15 protein-coding genes are annotated in these 19,015 nt (G+C 43.5%); 6 read left to right on the forward strand and 9 right to left on the reverse strand.

Going from position 1 to position 19,015, the window contains the following annotated elements:
• Window positions 1–110: 110 nt before the first annotated feature.
• Complete coding sequence (gene topA, locus Q6344_11200) at window positions 111–2,777, reverse strand: type I DNA topoisomerase (GenBank protein WLG13159.1); 2,667 nt, start codon at window positions 2,775–2,777, stop codon at window positions 111–113.
• A 287-nt stretch (window positions 2,778–3,064) separates the two neighbouring features.
• Window positions 3,065–3,661, reverse strand: a complete 597-nt coding sequence (locus tag Q6344_11205) for a hypothetical protein (GenBank protein WLG13160.1) — start codon at window positions 3,659–3,661, stop codon at window positions 3,065–3,067.
• A gap of 515 nt (window positions 3,662–4,176) precedes the next feature.
• On the opposite strand from Q6344_11205, the gene Q6344_11210 reads away from it, so the two are divergent.
• On the forward strand, window positions 4,177–4,650 hold the full coding sequence (locus Q6344_11210) for a DUF2799 domain-containing protein (protein WLG13161.1): 474 nt from the start codon (window positions 4,177–4,179) through the stop codon (window positions 4,648–4,650).
• Window positions 4,651–4,807: 157 nt separating this feature from the next.
• On the opposite strand, the gene Q6344_11215 is transcribed toward Q6344_11210, so the two are convergent.
• From Q6344_11215 to Q6344_11230, 4 genes are all read right to left on the reverse strand, one after another.
• Complete coding sequence (locus tag Q6344_11215; GenBank protein WLG13162.1) at window positions 4,808–5,209, reverse strand: biopolymer transporter ExbD; 402 nt, start codon at window positions 5,207–5,209, stop codon at window positions 4,808–4,810.
• A gap of 82 nt (window positions 5,210–5,291) precedes the next feature.
• The gene (locus Q6344_11220) at window positions 5,292–5,981 is read right to left on the reverse strand and encodes a MotA/TolQ/ExbB proton channel family protein (protein WLG13163.1); all 690 of its coding nucleotides are present in this window, start codon (window positions 5,979–5,981) and stop codon (window positions 5,292–5,294) included.
• 78 nt (window positions 5,982–6,059) lie between these two features.
• Complete coding sequence (locus Q6344_11225) at window positions 6,060–7,034, reverse strand: TonB family protein (protein WLG13164.1); 975 nt, start codon at window positions 7,032–7,034, stop codon at window positions 6,060–6,062.
• A 6-nt stretch (window positions 7,035–7,040) separates the two neighbouring features.
• Window positions 7,041–7,187: a hypothetical protein gene (locus tag Q6344_11230; protein WLG13165.1), complete on the reverse strand. Its 147-nt coding sequence runs from the start codon at window positions 7,185–7,187 to the stop codon at window positions 7,041–7,043.
• A 360-nt stretch (window positions 7,188–7,547) separates the two neighbouring features.
• Here Q6344_11230 and Q6344_11235 point away from each other — a divergent pair, with 360 nt between their 5' ends.
• The 4 genes from Q6344_11235 (at window position 7,548) to Q6344_11250 (ending at window position 11,863) form a co-directional block, all read left to right on the forward strand.
• Entirely contained in the window at window positions 7,548–8,597 is a 1,050-nt protein-coding gene (locus Q6344_11235) for a siderophore ABC transporter substrate-binding protein (protein WLG13166.1), read from the forward strand.
• A gap of 117 nt (window positions 8,598–8,714) precedes the next feature.
• Window positions 8,715–9,815, forward strand: a complete 1,101-nt coding sequence (locus tag Q6344_11240; GenBank protein ID WLG13167.1) for an iron chelate uptake ABC transporter family permease subunit — start codon at window positions 8,715–8,717, stop codon at window positions 9,813–9,815.
• 115 nt (window positions 9,816–9,930) lie between these two features.
• Window positions 9,931–10,992, forward strand: coding sequence for an iron chelate uptake ABC transporter family permease subunit (locus Q6344_11245; GenBank protein WLG13168.1), 1,062 nt, complete (start codon window positions 9,931–9,933; stop codon window positions 10,990–10,992).
• 100 nt (window positions 10,993–11,092) lie between these two features.
• Complete coding sequence (locus Q6344_11250) at window positions 11,093–11,863, forward strand: ATP-binding cassette domain-containing protein (GenBank protein WLG13169.1); 771 nt, start codon at window positions 11,093–11,095, stop codon at window positions 11,861–11,863.
• Window positions 11,864–12,356: 493 nt separating this feature from the next.
• Here the strand turns inward: Q6344_11250 and Q6344_11255 are convergent, their stop codons facing one another.
• Together Q6344_11255 and Q6344_11260 are read right to left on the reverse strand one after the other, a co-directional pair.
• Complete coding sequence (locus Q6344_11255; protein ID WLG13170.1) at window positions 12,357–13,751, reverse strand: PepSY-associated TM helix domain-containing protein; 1,395 nt, start codon at window positions 13,749–13,751, stop codon at window positions 12,357–12,359.
• Window positions 13,752–13,897: 146 nt separating this feature from the next.
• Window positions 13,898–15,967 (reverse strand): TonB-dependent receptor, encoded by a 2,070-nt coding sequence (locus Q6344_11260; GenBank protein WLG13171.1) that lies wholly within the window; start codon window positions 15,965–15,967, stop codon window positions 13,898–13,900.
• Window positions 15,968–16,623: 656 nt separating this feature from the next.
• Here Q6344_11260 and Q6344_11265 point away from each other — a divergent pair.
• Entirely contained in the window at window positions 16,624–18,033 is a 1,410-nt protein-coding gene (locus Q6344_11265) for a nucleobase:cation symporter-2 family protein (GenBank protein WLG13172.1), read from the forward strand.
• Between the two features lie 150 nt (window positions 18,034–18,183).
• Here the strand turns inward: Q6344_11265 and Q6344_11270 are convergent, their stop codons facing one another.
• The gene (locus Q6344_11270) at window positions 18,184–18,849 is read right to left on the reverse strand and encodes a TetR/AcrR family transcriptional regulator (GenBank protein WLG13173.1); all 666 of its coding nucleotides are present in this window, start codon (window positions 18,847–18,849) and stop codon (window positions 18,184–18,186) included.
• Window positions 18,850–19,015 lie beyond the last annotated feature (166 nt).

A 19,015-nucleotide genomic window follows, 5' to 3' on the forward strand; every position in this document is an offset into this window, starting at 1 on the left:
AGAATCTAAGAGGTTTTTTATTGTTCAAAATTTCATAGCTTAAAACAATATGAGTGATATAGAATCTCATATATTAACAATCAATCATCAAGATAAAAAGTAAAGGAGACTTACTCCTCTACCCATTTGCCATTACGCCAATACACACCCCAACGTGTGGCCTTGCCATTTTTCTCAGAGCCGATATATTGCTCCTTCTTCTTACGTGACCAGCGTAGAATGGTTGGATTACCATCTGGATCTTCATCTGGACCTTCAAACAAATACTGGAATTTATCTTCCATTTTATCTTTGATTTCGCGTAGCTCAGCCAGCTTGGGTGCGCGTGTCTCGCGTACTTTCGGGAATTTAGACGCTGCCAAGAACATCCCAGCTGCCCCTTCACGCAAGATAAAGTAATCATCGTGCTTGGTTGATTTCAGCTCTGGCAGATGAATAGGATCCATGCGCGGCGGTGCGGCTTCGCCTGTTTTTAGCACTTTACGCGTATTATCACATTGCTGACAAGCGAAGTAAGGACCAAAACGTCCCGTCTTTAGCTCCATTTGTCCATCGCACTTATTACAGTCAATGGTTGGAGAATCAGAGCCAGGCACTTCGAACTTGCCTTCTTCTAAGACATAACCATCACAATCAGGATTGTTACCACACACATGCAGTTTCAGACCGCCATCGACGATATAACCATTCATTGCCGTGCTACATTTCGGGCAACGCTTTTTCTCCATCAAATCGCGAACTTCTGCCGCTTCATCATCACCTTCTGCCTCATCAAGATTGGCAAAAGCTTCGACGGGCATTAAATTCTTAGTGCCTTTACAGCGCTCTTTTGGCGGTAAATTATAGCCAGTACACCCTAAGAATACACCTGTTGAGCCGGTACGTAATTGCATTGGACGATCGCAAAGATCGCAATGCACGTCTGGTACGTCAGTTGGATCATTTGGGCGCATGCCGTCTTTTTCTTTGGCGCGATCAAGCGTTGTTTTGAAGTCGCCATAGAAATTATCGAGGACATCTTTCCAATCTGTATCGCCTTCTGCCACATGGTCAAGCTTGTCCTCTAGCGCGGCGGTAAAGGTATAATCCATCAAATCTGGAAAGCTTGCAGTCAGTCTGTCGGTGACAATATCACCCATTTTTTCAGCAAACAGGCGCTTGTTCTCAAGCTTCACATAGCCGCGATCTTGAATGGTCGAGATGATAGATGCATAAGTTGATGGACGACCGATACCTTTTTTCTCAAGCTCTTTCACCAAACTTGCCTCGGTATAGCGCGGTGGCGGCTTGGTGAAATGCTGACTCGGATCGAGCTTATCTAGTATTAGTTTATCGCCTTTTTTCACATCCGGAAGCAAAGTATCGTCAGTCTTCGCTGGTGGCATAACCTTGGTGTAACCATCAAATACTAACGTACGACCACGTGCTTTTAACTCGACATCATTGGCAGCGACGAATAGATTCACTGACAAGTATTTTGCTGGCAGCATCTGACAAGCGACAAACTGACGCCAAATCAGCTCGTACAAGCGGATGGCATCACGCTCAACCCCTTTAAGCTGCGTTGACTTCATATTGACGTTAGAAGGACGAATCGCCTCATGCGCCTCTTGTGCGCCTTGTTTGTTGCCGTAAAAATTTGGCTTTTCTGGTACGTATTTTGCGCCATAGCTGTCTTCGATATAGCCACGTACCGCAGCAAGTGCATCACCAGATAAGAAAGTCGAGTCGGTACGCATATAAGTAATATGACCCGCTTCATATAAGCGCTGTGCCAAAATCATGGTTTTCTTAACCGAAAAACCCAAGCGCGTGCTGGCGGCTTGCTGTAATGTCGAGGTGATAAATGGCGCACTCGGACGCGATTGCGTTGGCTTCTCTTCGCGCTCTTTGACGATAAAGTCACTTGAGTTAAGAATTTCTAAGACTTTATCTGTTTGCTCTTTATTAACGAGCTTAAGCGTTTTGCCGCCTTGCTTGGTCGCCTCTAAGCGAATCGCAATTTGCTCAGCGTCCTTTTTGCTACTGGCAACGTGAGTATCGGCATGAATTTGCCAATACTCTTCTGGTATAAAGGCGCGAATTTCATGTTCTCTTTCTACGACCAAACGCATAGCAACTGACTGGACGCGACCTGCAGAGAGACCGCGAGCAACCTTTTGCCACAGCAGCGGCGATACCATAAAGCCAACGACACGGTCTAAAAAGCGCCGTGCTTGCTGGGCATTGACACGGTCGATATCAAGTTTGGAGGGCTGCTTAAAGGCATTTTGAATGGCGGATTTGGTAATCTCATTAAAAACCACGCGCTCATACTTACTGTCAGCGCCGCCGATGACTTCTTTAAGATGCCACGCAATCGCCTCCCCTTCTCTATCCATATCCGTTGCCAGATAGATTTTGTCAGCGTCTTTGGCTAAGGCTTTCAGCTCTTTAATAACCTTGGTTTTATTGGGTAATACTTCATAAACTGCTGCCCAGTCATGTTCTGGATCGACGCCCATGCGCCGTACCAAGGCTTGCTGGGTTTTTTCTTCTTTGCTTAGACTGTCATCTTTTTTGGTCGTTGTTGGTTTTTTTGCACTTTTGCTTGCGCCAACCGGCAGATCACGGACATGACCAATACTGGAGCGCACGATAAAGTCATCGCCAAGGTATTTATTGATTGTTTTTGCCTTGGCAGGTGATTCTACAATCACCAAAGACTTGCCCTTTGGACTGCCTTTGGGATTACCAGCAGCAGGCGCTGGACTTTTTTTGGTTGCGGTTTTTGCCATATGTGACGACACCATTATTATATGAGTAAATTAAAAGTAAGAATAAATACAGCAGCATGGCAATTTATAATTGTGAGTTATAGTAGCGCGGTGAATCATTATAGTAATAGCTGCTTAAAAAAACGTTTATAAAACAAACAATAACCATAAGATAAAGAGTCAGTTATAAAGACGTTACACTGCTAAGCGTTACACTGTCAACTGTAAATGACTGAGAGTTTGCCAAAAGTGCTTGCATATTGCTTATAAATGGAGATTAAAAAATGATTTTCTACCTTGTAGCCGTTTTATAGGCGCTTTTGCATCTCTGACGCCCATTGTTCAAGCTGTTTTTTAAGCACCAACAAATCTGCTTCAATCAATTTTTGCTGATAAGCAGGATTGGATGAAGGACGCACATAAGCGATATCTTCCCAATAAATCACGATACTATTCGCCTTAGTCAGCAAACCTTTAACAAATGGCTCAATACTGACTGGCAAATCTAGCGGTGATTTATCCAAGCTAAAATTGGTCTTTTTGACAATCGTATTATTAGTGCTGTTATTAGCACGAATCGCACTTGGAATCGTGAGCTTAACATCATCTTTGCTTGTATCGACAAAACTACTATCTGGTCGCCATTGCCCATCAATCACTTGATAGCGCGTGTGCGGCAGCTGCACATCATCTAACACTAAACAGTATTGACCTAACATTCCACGCCCATATTCGTTGTCTTTACCTTTGATCCAATCAGGACAACTCACCAGCTTTGGATTCAATTGTAAACGACGCGCGGTCATGCGCAGCTTATCCAAACGCTGATCGATACCGTTAGGTTTGAGCGCCATCATACTCCCTAATACAAATAGTACAATGATAACGCCAATGAATGTTCCCATGATGGTCCGGCCTTTTGGATAAATGAAAATGTACTAAAAAATAGAACCGCTACTATCTATACAACAGGCTACAACAAAGACAGCGATTGCCCAGCTAACTATAAAAAAGCAATCATTGACTTTTTAACCAGTGACTTTTTAACCAGTCATTTTCTAACCAGTCATTTTCTAACCAGTAGCGTTCTAATGTGCGGCTGTTTAACGAATGATTGTCTGAATACTGGCTACTATATAGAAGCTTATAATGAGCACGAACCGTTAAAAATCAAGCATGATAAGTTGATAACCACCAACCACTCGCGTTTTCTAATCTCGATGGCTTGGCTATATGTGCTAATAGATCAAACACTTAACTCGAATAAAAAACAGCATAATAACGAGATACAAAAAGTTGTCATCATCAAAAAGTGCTATGATAAACCATAATTTTAAACGCGCGCAGGTTTATTATGAATTATCTTCTTAAGCGAAACTCATCGACCACTTCACTAGCGAGCAAATGTGTCCATAAACTCATGAGTAAAACTGGACTTACCCTCTCGCTAGTAGGCGCTGCCTTATTTACCCTGTCAGGCTGTGCAACGACGCAAAATCTTACCCCGCAGCAATGTCAGGAAAGCAACTGGCAAGAAGTCGGCTATGCTGATGGCTTGCAAGGGCGTTCAGGTGCTTATTTCGGTCATTACGCTGATAGCTGCGCAAAGGTAGGTGGTCCCATGCCCAACCGCATACAATGGGAGCAAGGGCGACAGCAAGGTCTCAAAAGCTACTGCACCGAGCTCAATGCTTATAAACTTGGTCGCGAAGGCTACGACTGGCAGCCCGTTTGTCCGCTCGAAGGCATCGAAAAGCTAGAAGAAGCTTACGCGCAAGGACGTTACTACTATATCCGTCAACGTGATCTCGATTACCTACGTTCGCCTTATCCGTTTGGCTACGGGCCTGGGCGCTTCGGTTACGGCTATCATCCCTTTGGCTATGGCTGGTAAAAAGAAAACCCCAATGAGTACTTAATTTGAGGTTTAAGTACTCATTGAGGCTGGAGAAAAGTTTATTATTTTTGTTTTATTATTATATTAGCTACCTTTTTGATCGTTGGCTATCTAGCAAACATCATATGATAATCACGTTTTTTATAGACTCGCCTTATTCATTGACAAAGGCTATCTTCGTAAGTCCTGCTTGACTGGCAGCGGCTAGCACTTGAGCGACCGTGTCATACTTACTGTCTTTGTCAGCACGCAATTGTACAGAGGGGTCTTTACCTTCAGCACTTTGCTGTTGTAACCGTGCCTCTAACTCCTCCATGCTAATCGCATCGCTGTCCCAAAATATCCCTGCGTCTTTATCGATGCTAATTTGAATAGCCTCTGGTGGCGCCTCATTTAACGCAGCACTGGTCTTCGGCAACTCTAATGGCACTGTCGGATTCAGTACGGTCGCCGTCAATAGAAATATAATCATCAATACCAGCATGATGTCGATAAGCGGAATGAGGTTCATCTCACTCATACTTTGACTGTCATCATCACCCAATTGAAATGCCATAATCACTCTCAATACATTTGGTTATTCGCAATATAGCTCGCTTGGCTATCGCCTAACAAACTGCCCCATCAATGGATAGTCGTTAAGGCTGCGACGCGGCTGAACTGTGATAATGAGTCACTCGCTGAGCATCTGCTGTGTTTGAGTGCATACCCTTTGCTAACGAATCTTGGGTAACAGTCGATTTGCTGTCCGTTAACGGCTGCTGGGTAACGACCATTTCGGCAGAACGTGCCAATAAGTCATGCGCTCTATCGTTGGCGTGATACATCACACGGCGATTGATACGCACTGCAAGATTATAAAACACCACGGCTGGAATCGCCACGGCGATCCCCAAACCTGTCATGATAAGTGCCTCACCGACTGGCCCTGCCACTTGTCCCAAGCCTGCTTGCCCACTCATGCCAATATTATGTAGCGCATGAAAAATACCCCATACCGTCCCAAACAAACCGATAAATGGCGCAATTGCGGCCGTCGTCCCAAGAATAGGTAAGCCGCGCTCACTGGCAAAACGGTAACGACCAATATGCTTGAGCAAGATCTGCTCAGTAACCAAACGGCGAGTAGTGGCATCTGCTGCTATCATCTCAGCCTGTTTTACTTGAATCTGCTGACTCAAATCATCTGCAACATTGGCGGCCAATTTGCGGCTTTGTAGCACACGAATGATGCCTGTCACCCAAGAAAGAATAGATAAAGCAAGCAACAAAAAGAACAAAGTTTTTGTCACCATGTCGCTGATTTGCCAGTATTGCATAAAGTCCATGTCAGACTCCTTTGTATTTTATTACCATTGTTCGATTATTTGCGATTGCGCCGATGCTTGGTACTAATAACCATGTATTTATGGCACATTATAAGTAACAGGTAATGTCACATTACCGACGACTGGCACGCCATTTTTAGTAAAAGGTCTGAATTTTCCAGAGCTTACTTGACGCTTCGCCTCTTTATCTACTATTGAATTGCCTGAAGATTGAGCAACCCGGGCGCTATCAATACCGCCCTGCTTATTCACTCTTAATATCAATACCACTTTGAATGTATCACCCGAAGATGCTCTACGAGCGGCTCGAGTAGGAAAGCTAAAGTTTGGCGCTGATGCCCAGTCTGCAGCACTAGCAGTAAAGCTCACGGGTTCATTACTTGCAGCGGCTGCTGCTTTTTGCGCGGCATCTTTAGCCGCTTTGTCTTCTGCTGCTTTTCTAGCATTCGCTTCGGCTTGAGCCTCTCGGGCAGCCTTGGCATCGGCTATTCTCTTAGCGTCTTGCACCGCTCTATCATGGGCTTCTTGAGCGGCCTTTTGTGATTCTACTGCTAGAATCTTACGTCGTTCTTCAGCTTCACGTTGACTATCAGCCATTGAGGTATCGACTTTCGATTCTACTATTGGCTTTTTCGACACCTCTTTTTTAATAATATCCGGCTTCTTTTTTTCTACTTTTACGACAGGTGCTATATCAGCCTTTTTGGCTTTTACCACCGGTTTTTCTGGTGTATTTTGCTTAGCCTTCACTACTGGAGCTACTTTAGGTTTTGACGGTGCTTGTTTTTTAGGTTCAGGTTTTGACTCTGTTTTAGGCGCTGCTTTTTTGGGCGTTACTTCCTGAACTTCTTCTACTTCAGGGACGGCAGTTTTGACAGGTAACGTCACCATCTCTATCTCGATAGGTGGTGTGTCTTTTTTTGGTTCAACTTTTATATCAGGCGTCTTGATCGCCACCAATGCGACTGCCGTCAGCACGTGCAAGCCCACCACTATAATAATAGCTGCGAGTATCAATTTAAGTGGTGGCGCGTCTAAATCCGTTGAACTCATAACACCCTAATATTCATTAACCGAGGTAGAATGGCGTAGATAATAATGCAAACGATAATTATTATCAATAATAAATTTATAATAATTTTGCTTATCAGGCAAATGATCGGCCAATAATTTAGCGTTATTAATAAGCAAAATTTGCTTAGGCATTCGACCACCCTTTCTCAAATATCGCTATACAGAATTATTGTGCCAAAGCCGCCACAACTCATAAATAAAGTGACGTAATAAAAACCATTATCATTTGTATTGATAATGAGTCTCAATTAATTTATCATAGCCCCTAATCGACTGCGAATCTTTAAGATTACAAAATCTCAAGATATTAAGGCATGTTGAACATCTCAATAGCTAAGCGTAAAAAAAACCCATAAAAAATCATAACGTCAAAAGTAATACCGTCGAGCATTGTATGGTGTGAAGCATCACATCGATGAAGTTCTTTTTACTTTTATATGACCGATTATTTGATACATCCTTTGTCCAACCAGCTGATATACCGAGTTATTTATGTCTATTACTTTATTGCCTAACCGCTCTACTCCTTTTTTCAAACGCCCTTTACTGACTGCCATGGTGACCGCTCTGGTTGCTACGATCAGTGTGACAGGTTGTAGCTCACCTGAATCTAACGACTCCGAGCCCGCAGACGCTAAGACTGAAAACCAAACAGCAGATCATGCCTCGAATGTCGCTAATAACGATGCGGTCTCTGTTGAAAAAATCACGGTCGACACGGTAAAAGGCAATGTCGACTTGGCAATGAATCCATCGCCGTTGGTGGTCTATGATATGACGTTGATGCAGGATTTGGCCGCGCTTGATGTTGCTGTCGATGGTATGCCAAGCGGTCTAAAATTAGACAATTTACAGTCTAAGACACAGCCTGAACCAAAAACAGTCGGCACCGTATTTGAGCCAGATCTTGAAGCGTTGAACGCGATGCAACCGCAAGCTATCTTGGTCGGCTCACGCATGGCAGAAAAATATGATGCGCTGTCCAGTATTGCGCCAACGCTCGACATGACGATTGATACGGCAAATATCTATGAATCGAGCAAGCAGCGTTTGCATGATTTGGGTGCATTGTTCGGTAAAAGTGCTCAAGCAGCGAAACTGCAAGGCAATATCGACGGGCTCATTGATGAGACCAAAGCATTAACCAAAGATAAAGGTAAAGGCTTAGTGGTCATGGTCAATGGCAATAAGCTGTCTGCCTACGGCGACAAATCCCGCTATGGTTTCATCCATACCGTGCTGGATATTCCAATGGCAGATGACCAAATCGCCGATGCGCGCCACGGTCAGCCAATCTCGTTTGAATACATACAAAAAACCAATCCAGACTGGTTATTCGTCGTCGATCGCAGTGCTGCCATTGGTGAAGATGGTGCTGGTGCCAAAGCCGTATTGGACAATCCACTGGTCGCGCAAACCAACGCATGGAGTAACAATCAAGTGGTCTATCTTAGCCCAGACTCATACCTTGCCTTTGGCGGTTATTATCAATGGATGCAGGATTTGACGACCATTAAAGAGGCTTTTGCTAACGCTAAATAAATGATGCGTTAAATAAGTAATATGCTAAACAAGCAACATGTTAAATAAGCGTCATTCGTTTTTAGGCAACTGTCATCACTGTCAGTTGCCAACCCTCACTTTAAGCCAGTAGCTGATATGCCATTATTTTCCTCTCGTGCGCAGACCAGCGTCAAAGCCCGCCCTACTTTACCAGCCGCATCAACGAGTTGGCAAAAAAGCGCAAGCCGTGGTCTAAGTTCTAAAAATCGCCGTGCTTCTATACCGCCGTGGTTAATCAACACGGGCAGCCTCATTATTATGGGGCTTTTGGTGTTATTAAGCTTATCAATTGGTGTGGCTGATTTTTCGTGGTCAGGTATATTTCACAGCCTTATCAACCATAGCGCCAACTCCGACAGCTCACTGCTACTGGTCAGTCGCCTACCGCGTACCATCGCTATTATCTTGACCGGTGTTTCCATGGCAGTTGCTGGGATGATTATTCAAGTGGTGCTCAAAAACCGCTTCGTTGAGCCATCGATGGTCGGTGCAACTCAAAGCGCCGCACTGGGATTATTGGTGGTTAGCCTGCTATTTCCAGCCAGTGCGCTCATTGTCAAAATGGGTGTGGCTACCATCGCCGCGGTATTTGGTATGATGCTGTTTATGCTACTGATCCACCGCATTCCGCCGACGGATTTTTTAATGATCCCGCTAATTGGTATCGTCTTCGGTGGCATTATCGAGGCAGTGACGACCTTTATTGCTTATCAAACAGAATCGTTACAGATGCTCAGCGTTTGGCAGTTTGGTGATTTCTCTGGCGTCTTAGCAGGTCGTTACGAGCTGTTATGGCTGACAGGCGGATTGTGCGTGCTGGCGTATATCATTGCTGACAAGCTGACCATCGTCGGTTTGGGTGACAATATCGCGCTCAATTTAGGCATCAGCAAACGACAAGTGACGTGGGTTGGCGTTGGTATGGTGGCGATGATGAGTGCAGTTGTCGTTGTCACCGTTGGCATGATTCCTTTTATTGGTTTGGTCGTGCCTAATATCGTCAGCCGATTGATGGGGGATAAATTGCGCCGTAGCTTACCAGCAGTGGCATTATTGGGCGCTTCGGCAGTGCTATTGTGCGATATTATTGGACGCTCGATTCGCTATCCATTTGAAGTGCCTGTTGCGACGGTTTTTGGGGTGGTCGGTACAGTACTGTTTTTATGGCTATTATTACGTGCGCCTGCTGAACAATAAAATAGCTCGTCATAAAGTTTTTATTCATAACGACTGATCAAACCTCTTTGCATCTTCTCTTTCTTTTATCGTTGTTTTGTCTGATTAGATAAGCCTAGCACTATAGGATTTACGCATGTTTTCACCGTCTAAGCCTAGCGCCACAGCCAATAACACTATAGATAACAGTGCTTCAGAAAATAACGACAAAACTACTTTTGGACAAAGTTGTCTTGCGCGACTCTGGACATTTATAGTCAATCACCCAAAATCTATTGCCGCTATCATATTGCTGATCTCAACCATCCTATTTCTGACAGTCAATGTCAACGGCCATTGGGACTTTGCGCTACCGCTGCGAGGTAAAAAGTTACTGGCGTTAATGGTGGTCGGGTATGCGATTGGCGTATCGACTTTATTGTTTCAGACTTTGACGCACAACCCTATCTTGACGCCGTCATTGCTGGGCTTTGACTCGCTATATGTTTTATTACAAAGCCTGTTGGTTTTCTTTTTGGGCGCAATAAGTTTTACCAGTATCAATCCTCTTGCCAAATTCACCCTTGAAATTGTTTTAATGTTTGGCGCGTCATTATTGTTATTTAAGCTGCTGTTTTCAAAAAGCAGTCAGGATCTGACGCGACTGATATTGGTCGGCGTTATCTTTGGGGTCTTGTTTCGCAGCTTATCAGCCCTGATTGCCAGATTGATCAATCCTGATGATTTCGTCGTCGTGCAATCTGCCAGTTACGCACAATTCAATACAGTCAATCCTCAGCTGCTTGGTATCAGCATTGTTATCTGTGCCATTAGCGCACTGTTTATCTGGCGCTGGCGTTATCAATGTGACGTATTGATGCTTGGCAAATCACAAGCCATTAACCTCGGTATCAACTATCAACGCTTGGCATTTGGGCTATTAACGGTCATTGCGGTATTGGTCGCCACGGCAACCTCATTGGTCGGTCCAGTGACCTTCTTTGGGCTGTTGGTTTGTGCGCTAACCAATCGTATCGCTCGGCATATGTATCACAGCGAGCGTCTGATATTGGTCTGTTTGGTGGCGATGATTTGCTTGGTACTCGGTCAGACGATATTTGAGCAACTATTGGGCATGGCGGGTGTGCTATCGGTCGTCATTGAATTGGCTGGTGGCTTGGTATTCTTAATATTAATTTTTATGACTCAGCGTCGTTAATATCGTGCTTATTTAATCATCACTGACCTAGTAGCCAATCATCTAAAAACCATTGATATAGTAATGAAAAATCAGATCCTTTGTAAAAATAAGAACCACTATGATTAAACTCAATAACATCTCGCACCATATTGGCAAACAGCAAATTCTTCATAACATTACGTTGTCGTTACCAAGCGCACAAGTGATTGCCCTGATTGGTCCCAATGGCGCAGGTAAATCTACTTTATTTTCGGTCATGGCACGCTTGCAACCGCTACAGTCGGGACAGGTCAGTTTCGCTGTAGATAATGAGGAACGTGATATTGTTAGTTGTCATGCGCGAACCTTGTCCAAAACTGTGGCGATGCTTGGACAAGACAACCAAGTACAAGGACGACTTCGCGTGCATGAGCTGCTGATGTTTGGGCGTTATCCTTATCATCAAGGGCAACCGACGGCTGATGATCAGCAAAAAGTGCAAGAAATTATCGAACGTTTTGAGCTTGCGCCATTAGCCGAGCGTTTTTTATCGACACTATCAGGTGGGCAGCGTCAGCGGGTCTTAATTGCGATGATTGTTTGCCAAGATACGCCGTATTTGTTGCTCGATGAGCCGCTGAATAATTTGGATATGTACCATGCTGGTCGCCTGATGCGTGAGCTGCGCGAGTTAAGCCATACTCAGCAAAAAACCGTGGTCATCGTGCTGCACGATATCAATCAAGCCGCGCAGTTCGCCGATACCGTGGTCACTATGAAAGAGGGTCAGGTGATGGCTGTCGGTCAACCTGCAGAGGTCATCACCCAAACAACCATGAAGGATCTGTATAACGTCGATGTTACCGTACTCAATCATCAAGGTCGCCCAGTGATTGTCGATGCGGTTTAAGTACAGAGCTTTGCAAACAATAAAAGGAATTGTTGATGCATAAAATCCTATTGAATCATCGATGGATAAATTACAAAAACTTATCTCTATTAATTTTAATCATTAGCTTTTGTCTATGCATTTATTACGCTGTGAATAAAGAGATAGCAGATACGCTGTTTTGGTTAGGCATGACTTTGTATGTTCTAAGATTGTTGGTTATTCCGATGGATTTTACTCAAAATATTGCTTCAGTAGATTATACAAAAAACTTTGACGAAAACAACAGATGGCATAGATGGGTAATGTTGGGTGAAAAATTTGCTTTTTTGATATTTACCGTTGGGATAGCCTACAGTATATTTTTGCAATTAAAGCTTTAGTTAGCGACCTTAATAAATACTATCAAAGATAGCTGTACTCTGTAATATTGACGTTACCACCTTGACCTCTGAAGGTTGCATCATCATTATTATGGATATGGTTTAAGTACAGCATATCTTATAGTTGCTCTTTAATGGCTGGTTTCGCGTAATCGCTTCAAAGAGTTGTCTTTAACCGTCAATTTTTGCCTTTGCTTTAATCGACTTTGACGCCCTTTGACCCATAAATACACACCTGTGCCAGATAAGACCGCCACGGCTAACCCCGTCAATGCTAAAAATATTTGATACAACAAATGAACTACGCCATGGCTGATATGTCCCATGTGTAGCGTTGCCATCCATTGATCAGCTTGATTACCAAATGAGCTTTGATACCCAAAATTAATACGCTCGACATTGCCTGTTGCGGCGTCAACCGTGATAGATGACGCACCGCCTTTTTTACCGATATCTTTATTGGTTTTAAAGCGCATTTGCCATTGATTGTCCTCTTCTACCCAACGCACTCCCAATAGCTGCTGGACGTCGACGCCATTTTTTTGTGCGGCTATCTCTGCCTGCCTGCTTAAATAAGCAATACTATTAGCCTTGTCTACCTTATTAGTACTGTTCATATTAGTGCCAATAGTAGTCGCCTCATCACTACTAGATTCAGTGTTTATCGCAGGCTTATTTTGTTTCTTTCCTTTGCCTTCATCTCTACCTTCAAGTCCTACCAGCGCTTGCATTACAGGCTGATATATCGGTTTTAAATTAAAACCAACACTCGACCACGCAATGACAAATAACATGAGCCAGAGCCATAAGCCAAACGCATGATGCAAATCATAATTAAGCTTAAAAGTATTGGTTTTTCGGCGGATTTTCCAAGCAGGTAGCCAGCGTTTAAAAAATGAAGCGCGGGGTTTACCAGATGGTTTTCTCAATGCGGCTTGTTGAGATTTATTGGCGCTAACTGCTCTTGGAAAGGTTAAATAAAAGCCAATAAAGCAATTAATCGTCCAGATTAAAGACACGATACCCAATACTAATTTGCCGATATCACCTAGCAATAAATCTCGGTGCAACCAAAATACCTTGTACATCGTATTGCGCCATGCCCACGCCTCTTTATCACGTGTACCGATAATTTCACTCGTAAAGGGATCGATATATACCTCTTGAAATGGGGCTTTAGGAGCATTATCTGCTGCCTGACCTCGCGTTCTATCTACCGAAAAAACGGCTGATTTGTTCAGCTCTACTGACGTTGGCATACTAGAAAATTGATACTGTGGATAAGCGCTGATAACAGCATCATGCAGTGTGGCGATCGGTAGTGGCGGCTTGTGTTGCGCCTCAATATTTGCCAGCTTGTGATTGAACACATCATCCAGCTCATCATGAAACGCCAATAGCGTGCCCGTGATACCAGCAATGATCAAAAAAGCGGCCATCGCAAGCCCAGTATAACGATGAATCCATAAACAGCTCTGACGCAACGTAAGGGGAAATGAAGTCATTAGTATGATTTTTTTATTCATCGTTTCTTTATTCATTGGTTATTTTGATTGGTATTTAAAAAAAGTTGTAATTGCTATCACATGCTCCACCATTTTATGACCATAAAAAAGCCAGCTATCCTATACAGACAGCTGGCCCTTTCATCTATCATCAAGTGACAATAAGATTAGAACTGATATGTCAATGACGCTTTAATATTACGACCTTTCTCAAAGTCAGTAGCAACATCATCAATCGGATTTAGACGAGATGAGTGGCTCGCATAAGCTTCATCGAAAAGATTGTAAACGCCAAGCGTGGCTTTTAATCCATCAACTTGTTTTGGCGAATAGTTCATAAAGATATCATGAACATTATAGCTTGGTTTTTCAATCTCATTTTCAGACGTATTCGGCATCACTGAAGCGACATACGTACTGCGCCAGCCGATATCTGTGGTCTCTGTTGGAGCATAAGCCAGATTGACCATATATTTGTCGCCTGATTCTGAGCTGCTTCCGGTCACTGATGGAATGCTGTAGCCCGTTTTTTCACCTTCGCTGCGTGCGCGTGAATAGCTCAAACCCATACTAAAGTTATTCATTTTATAGTCGGCAGCGAGCTCAACCCCTTTAATTTTAAAATCTTCATCTTTATTGATGACGCCTTGACATTCACCACCTAATTGTCCAGTGACACAGTCTAAGCCAACGCGAGTTCCGCCGGAACGAACAAATTCGATGTAGTTTTCGATATCGGTTTCAAAGTATTTACCGCTTAGTTGTAGTGCATCACCAGCTACCGTTAGATCGCGTAACGTTGTAACGATACCCACTTCAGCGTTAGACCCTTCTTCTGCTTTTAAGTCATTATTAACGTAAGTTTTGTCACCATTTGAATTAAAAATGGTTTGGCTTAAGTCAGGACCATTAAATAACTGCGTGTAGCTTGCAAATACTTGCGTTAATGGTGCAATCTCATAGCTTGCGGCAAGTGCACCAACGACATTATCATAGGTTTTGCCACCAGAGATAAACTCAGGAGATTTGTAGCGGTCATAACGCACACCAGGTGTTAAAGTGAGCTTACCATTCTTCCATTGGTCTTCTAGATATACTGATGTATTGGTTGCCTCGTCTGACCCTGCTTTGACGAAGTCGCGCTCCATCTCCGATTCTTTTTTGTAGTGCTCAATACCAGAGATGAGTTTGTGTGTGCCAACATTCGTAGCAATGTCACTGGTATTTTGGATTTTTGCGCCTGTGGTTTGAACTTCAGCGTTAAAATCAAAACCTGGATCATTGATATAATCAGAATCGCGCAAAATGCGGGTTTTGGTCTGATACACGTTGGTATCTACATCAATCAGTGGGTTGCTAGGATTAAAGCTATAATCAATACCATAAGTATCGCGCTTCACCTGTTGCGGAATTGGAGGCTCAGAGCGGCTAGGGAAGTCTGGACGGAATGGGAAAATACCTTTCTTTTCAGTTTGGCTGAAATTTGCGCCAATATGATGGTCATCCGCAATATAAGCACCCGCCTTTAATAAGATGCTTTCAGTTTTACTGTCTTCAAACAGCTCACGACCGTTACCATCTTCGCCAGAATCGCTATCACGCTTGCCATAATAAGCCAGTAAGTCAACATTGTCCGTTGGTGCGGCATATACAGTCGTTGACGTTAGTAGCTCGTCATTATTACTGGCATAGCCTGCGTGAACTTTAGCTCCTATTCTTTGATCCGGTTTCAGCAAATCCACTGCATCAACGGTTTTAAAAGCCACCGCCCCGCCAATCGCATCGTTACCTAGCGTCACTGAGTTATTACCGACTGAGACATCTGCTTGCTTAAGCAAGTCAGGGTCAATAGTAATGTCACCCATATGATAAAAAAGTTTGCCTTCTTGACGCGCCCCATCGATAGTGACTTTTAGGTTGCTGTCTTCAAGACCACGAATACGAATACGCTGATTGACCGCAGAGGTACCACCTACCGTAACCCCAGGAACGACATTCAAAAAATCGCTTAAATGGCTGGCTTGCTGCGCTGGCGTATAGTCTTCTATGTAAACAGAATCGGTTTGCACTTTATCACGTACTGAGCTATTGGCTGTCACTGTAATGGTCTGCAACGTGGTGCTTGGCATGTCTTCTGCAGGTGCTGCACTGACTGCTTGTGACCATAATACCGCTGCCACGCCCATGGACAATACCGTCATTTGACTAGATAGTTTTGATAACTTTACTTCACGCATAACACACTCACCTTATTGACTATCACAAATTAAAATTTTTAAGAGCTATTTACTGTTGAGCACAGCTTGTGGCAGTTGCACTGATTATTATTGAAAACCATTTTTTAGACGATTGGAGTCTTGACAAAGCCAAAGTCTTTCATACGAATAACAATGTTAATGATAATTATTAGCATTTTAATAGTGAGAGGCATAATAACGAAGTACTAACAATTTGGCAATAATTAATGCGAGAAATTTAATATTAAAAAATAGCGCTAAATCTGGCTGACTTATTCCGTTTTGTTGCTTACTGTTTTTAGACGAGTAGAAATAGCGAGCAAACCAAATCCGCTGCGCTATGTTCGTCTAATAGACTGTTATTATTTAAGAAATAAAGCCATCAACATGAAAAAAAACGTTGCAATAGCCAACCCTTTCACTATACCCTTAGATAGTTGACCAATTAGTCAGGTTTAAACCTACGACTATTAGTCATATTAATAAATAATAGCTAGCTGCTGATATTTATTAGCACAAGGATAAGTGCGACTCTTTGTGAGACAACTAAGTAATATGAAGATAAACGGTGTGTCGATATCCATCTCTAAATTCATCACACTGCTTAGCTCTCTCCACAGAGCTTGGACTAAAAGTCACTTTAGGAGGAAGCCAAGATGAGCGAACACATTCAAGGGAATCCCGATTTACTATACGGATTGCATGACCGCCCTACCCCTACAAAAGCCTTTTTGGGCGCAGTACAGCACGTACTTGCCAGCTTTGTCGGTATCATCACCCCCTCATTAATCATAGGTGGCGTCTTGGGTTTGGGGGAACATATCCCTTATCTCATCAGCATGTCATTGATGGTATCAGGGGTCGCTACCTTTATTCAGACGCATAAAGTTGGACCGGTAGGTTCAGGTCTTATGGCGTTACAAGGAACCAGTTTTGGCTTCTTGGCCGCAGTATTGGCGGCAGGTTTTGTGGTAAAAAACAAAGGCGGGAGTCCGGAGGAGATTCTCTCTGTTATCTTTGGCGTCTCCTTTCTTGGTGCCTTCGTTGAGATTTTCTTAAGCCAATTTATTACCAAACTCAAATCTCTGATGAGCCCTATCGTGACGGGTTGTGTGATTGTGACCATCGGTCTGTCATTAACCAAGGTTGGTCTGACGGATTTGGCAGGCGGCGTGGGCGCTGAAGATTTCGGGAGTATACAGAATCTGCTGCTCGGTGGCGGGGTCTTGGTCAGTGTGGTGTTGATTAGTATTGTTAATAATAAAGTCATTCGCTCCAGTGCTATTTTTATAGGGTTGATGCTTGGTCTGATCGCAGCCATTCTTATGGGACGTATTGATTTCTCTTTGGTCTCTGATGCCCCTATCTTTACGCTACCTGTGCCATTCAAGTTTGGCTTTGGGTTTGATTGGCAGGCTTTTATTCCTATCGCCTTTATGTATGTCATTACCAGTATTGAAACCTCTGGTGATTTGACGGCGACTTCGATGATATCGGGCGAACCCATCAAAGGACCTCTATATGAGAAACGCATCAAAGGTGGCGTATTAGGTGATGGTGTCAACTCATTAATTGCGGCGGTGTTTAATACCTTCCCTGTGACGACTTTTAGCCAAAACAACGGCGTGATTCAGATGACTGGTATTGCCAGTCGCTATGTGGGCTTTTATGTTGGGGCTATCTTGTTCACTATGGGGCTATTTCCTATTTTGGGTGCTATCTTTACCCAATTGCCAAAACCAGTCGTTGGTGGCGTGACGTTATTGATGTTTGCAACGGTAGCGACTGCTGGTATTCGCATCCTATCAACGGTCAACTTTACCCATCGCAATATCTTAATCATTGCCACTTCGCTAGGTCTGTCTATGGGCGTGGCTTTTGTTCCTGATGTATTCGCACAGGCGCCGCAGCTTTTCCGTAATATCTTTGGGTCAGCAGTTACTATGTCAGGTATTGTGGCCATTACTCTCGATATGATTTTGCCCAAAAACTACGGTGTCGAATTTGATACGGCAGAGCAGCATCTGGATGACGGTCTAAAGCCTCTTAGACAAAAGGCTTCTTAAACGTACGTTAGGATAGTCAAATTCTTTACCAATCAGCATTGCTGTTCTGGTTCTGAAAATTGACTCTTTTAGCGCGCCTTAATACGAAAACATTCAGAATGCTTTCGTATTAATGGCATGTGATAGACGTAAAATAATAATACATAAGCATTACTCAAGACCGCAGCCACGCAAAATAAACGGCACTAAAAAGTCTGCCGCCCGCGCTTCATCCTGCTGATCGTACTCACTCTTTTCCATCAAACCGACAATTTCTGTCTCAAATTCTGCATATCGCTGCGTCGTTGCCCAAATCAAAATCAATAGCTGTAAAGGGTCAGCGATGCCAATTTTGCCTTGCTCATGCCAAGTTTTCATCACTTGCGCCTTGTCTAGCGCCCACGCCTTCATGGTCGCCGACATAAATTCATGCAGATGCGGGGCACCGCCGATGACTTCCAGCGCAAATAATTTATGGCGATTGGGATGAGCAAACGCTTGATGCAATTTGGTACGGACAAACTTTTCGATGACCGTTTTAGGGTCACTATCGACACTCATAGCGACCAAGCCATCGTTCCACTCTTGAATAATAGAATGCAGCACTGCTTGGTACAGATTTTTTTTATTCTTAAAATAGTAATGCACGTTGGCCTTTGGCAGCTCGGCTCTATCGGCAATACCTTGCATCGTCGCACCGCGAAAACCTTGCAGCACGAACTCCTCTTCTGCCGCCGCCAAAATGACGGTTTGATTGTGGGCGCGGATATCTTGCTGATTGCGCTGTACAGGCGCGTCAGATGCAGCTTGTGGTTCTATATCGTTATGTTGAGCCATGATAAATGTTACCTGTCATTATTGTGATGAATAAAGAGCCATATCCCAGCCAATAACTGGATTCATATGCTAATTTTTATGAAATATCACCAGTCTAAATAAAATATTTGCATAAAGTAGTTGACCAAATGGTCAGGTTTAAGCAGAATAGCTCATAGTAAACCAA

Origin of the sequence: Psychrobacter cibarius, assembly GCA_030686115.1 — a bacterium.
In the GTDB taxonomy this organism is placed as follows: Bacteria; Pseudomonadota; Gammaproteobacteria; order Pseudomonadales; family Moraxellaceae; genus Psychrobacter; species Psychrobacter cibarius_C.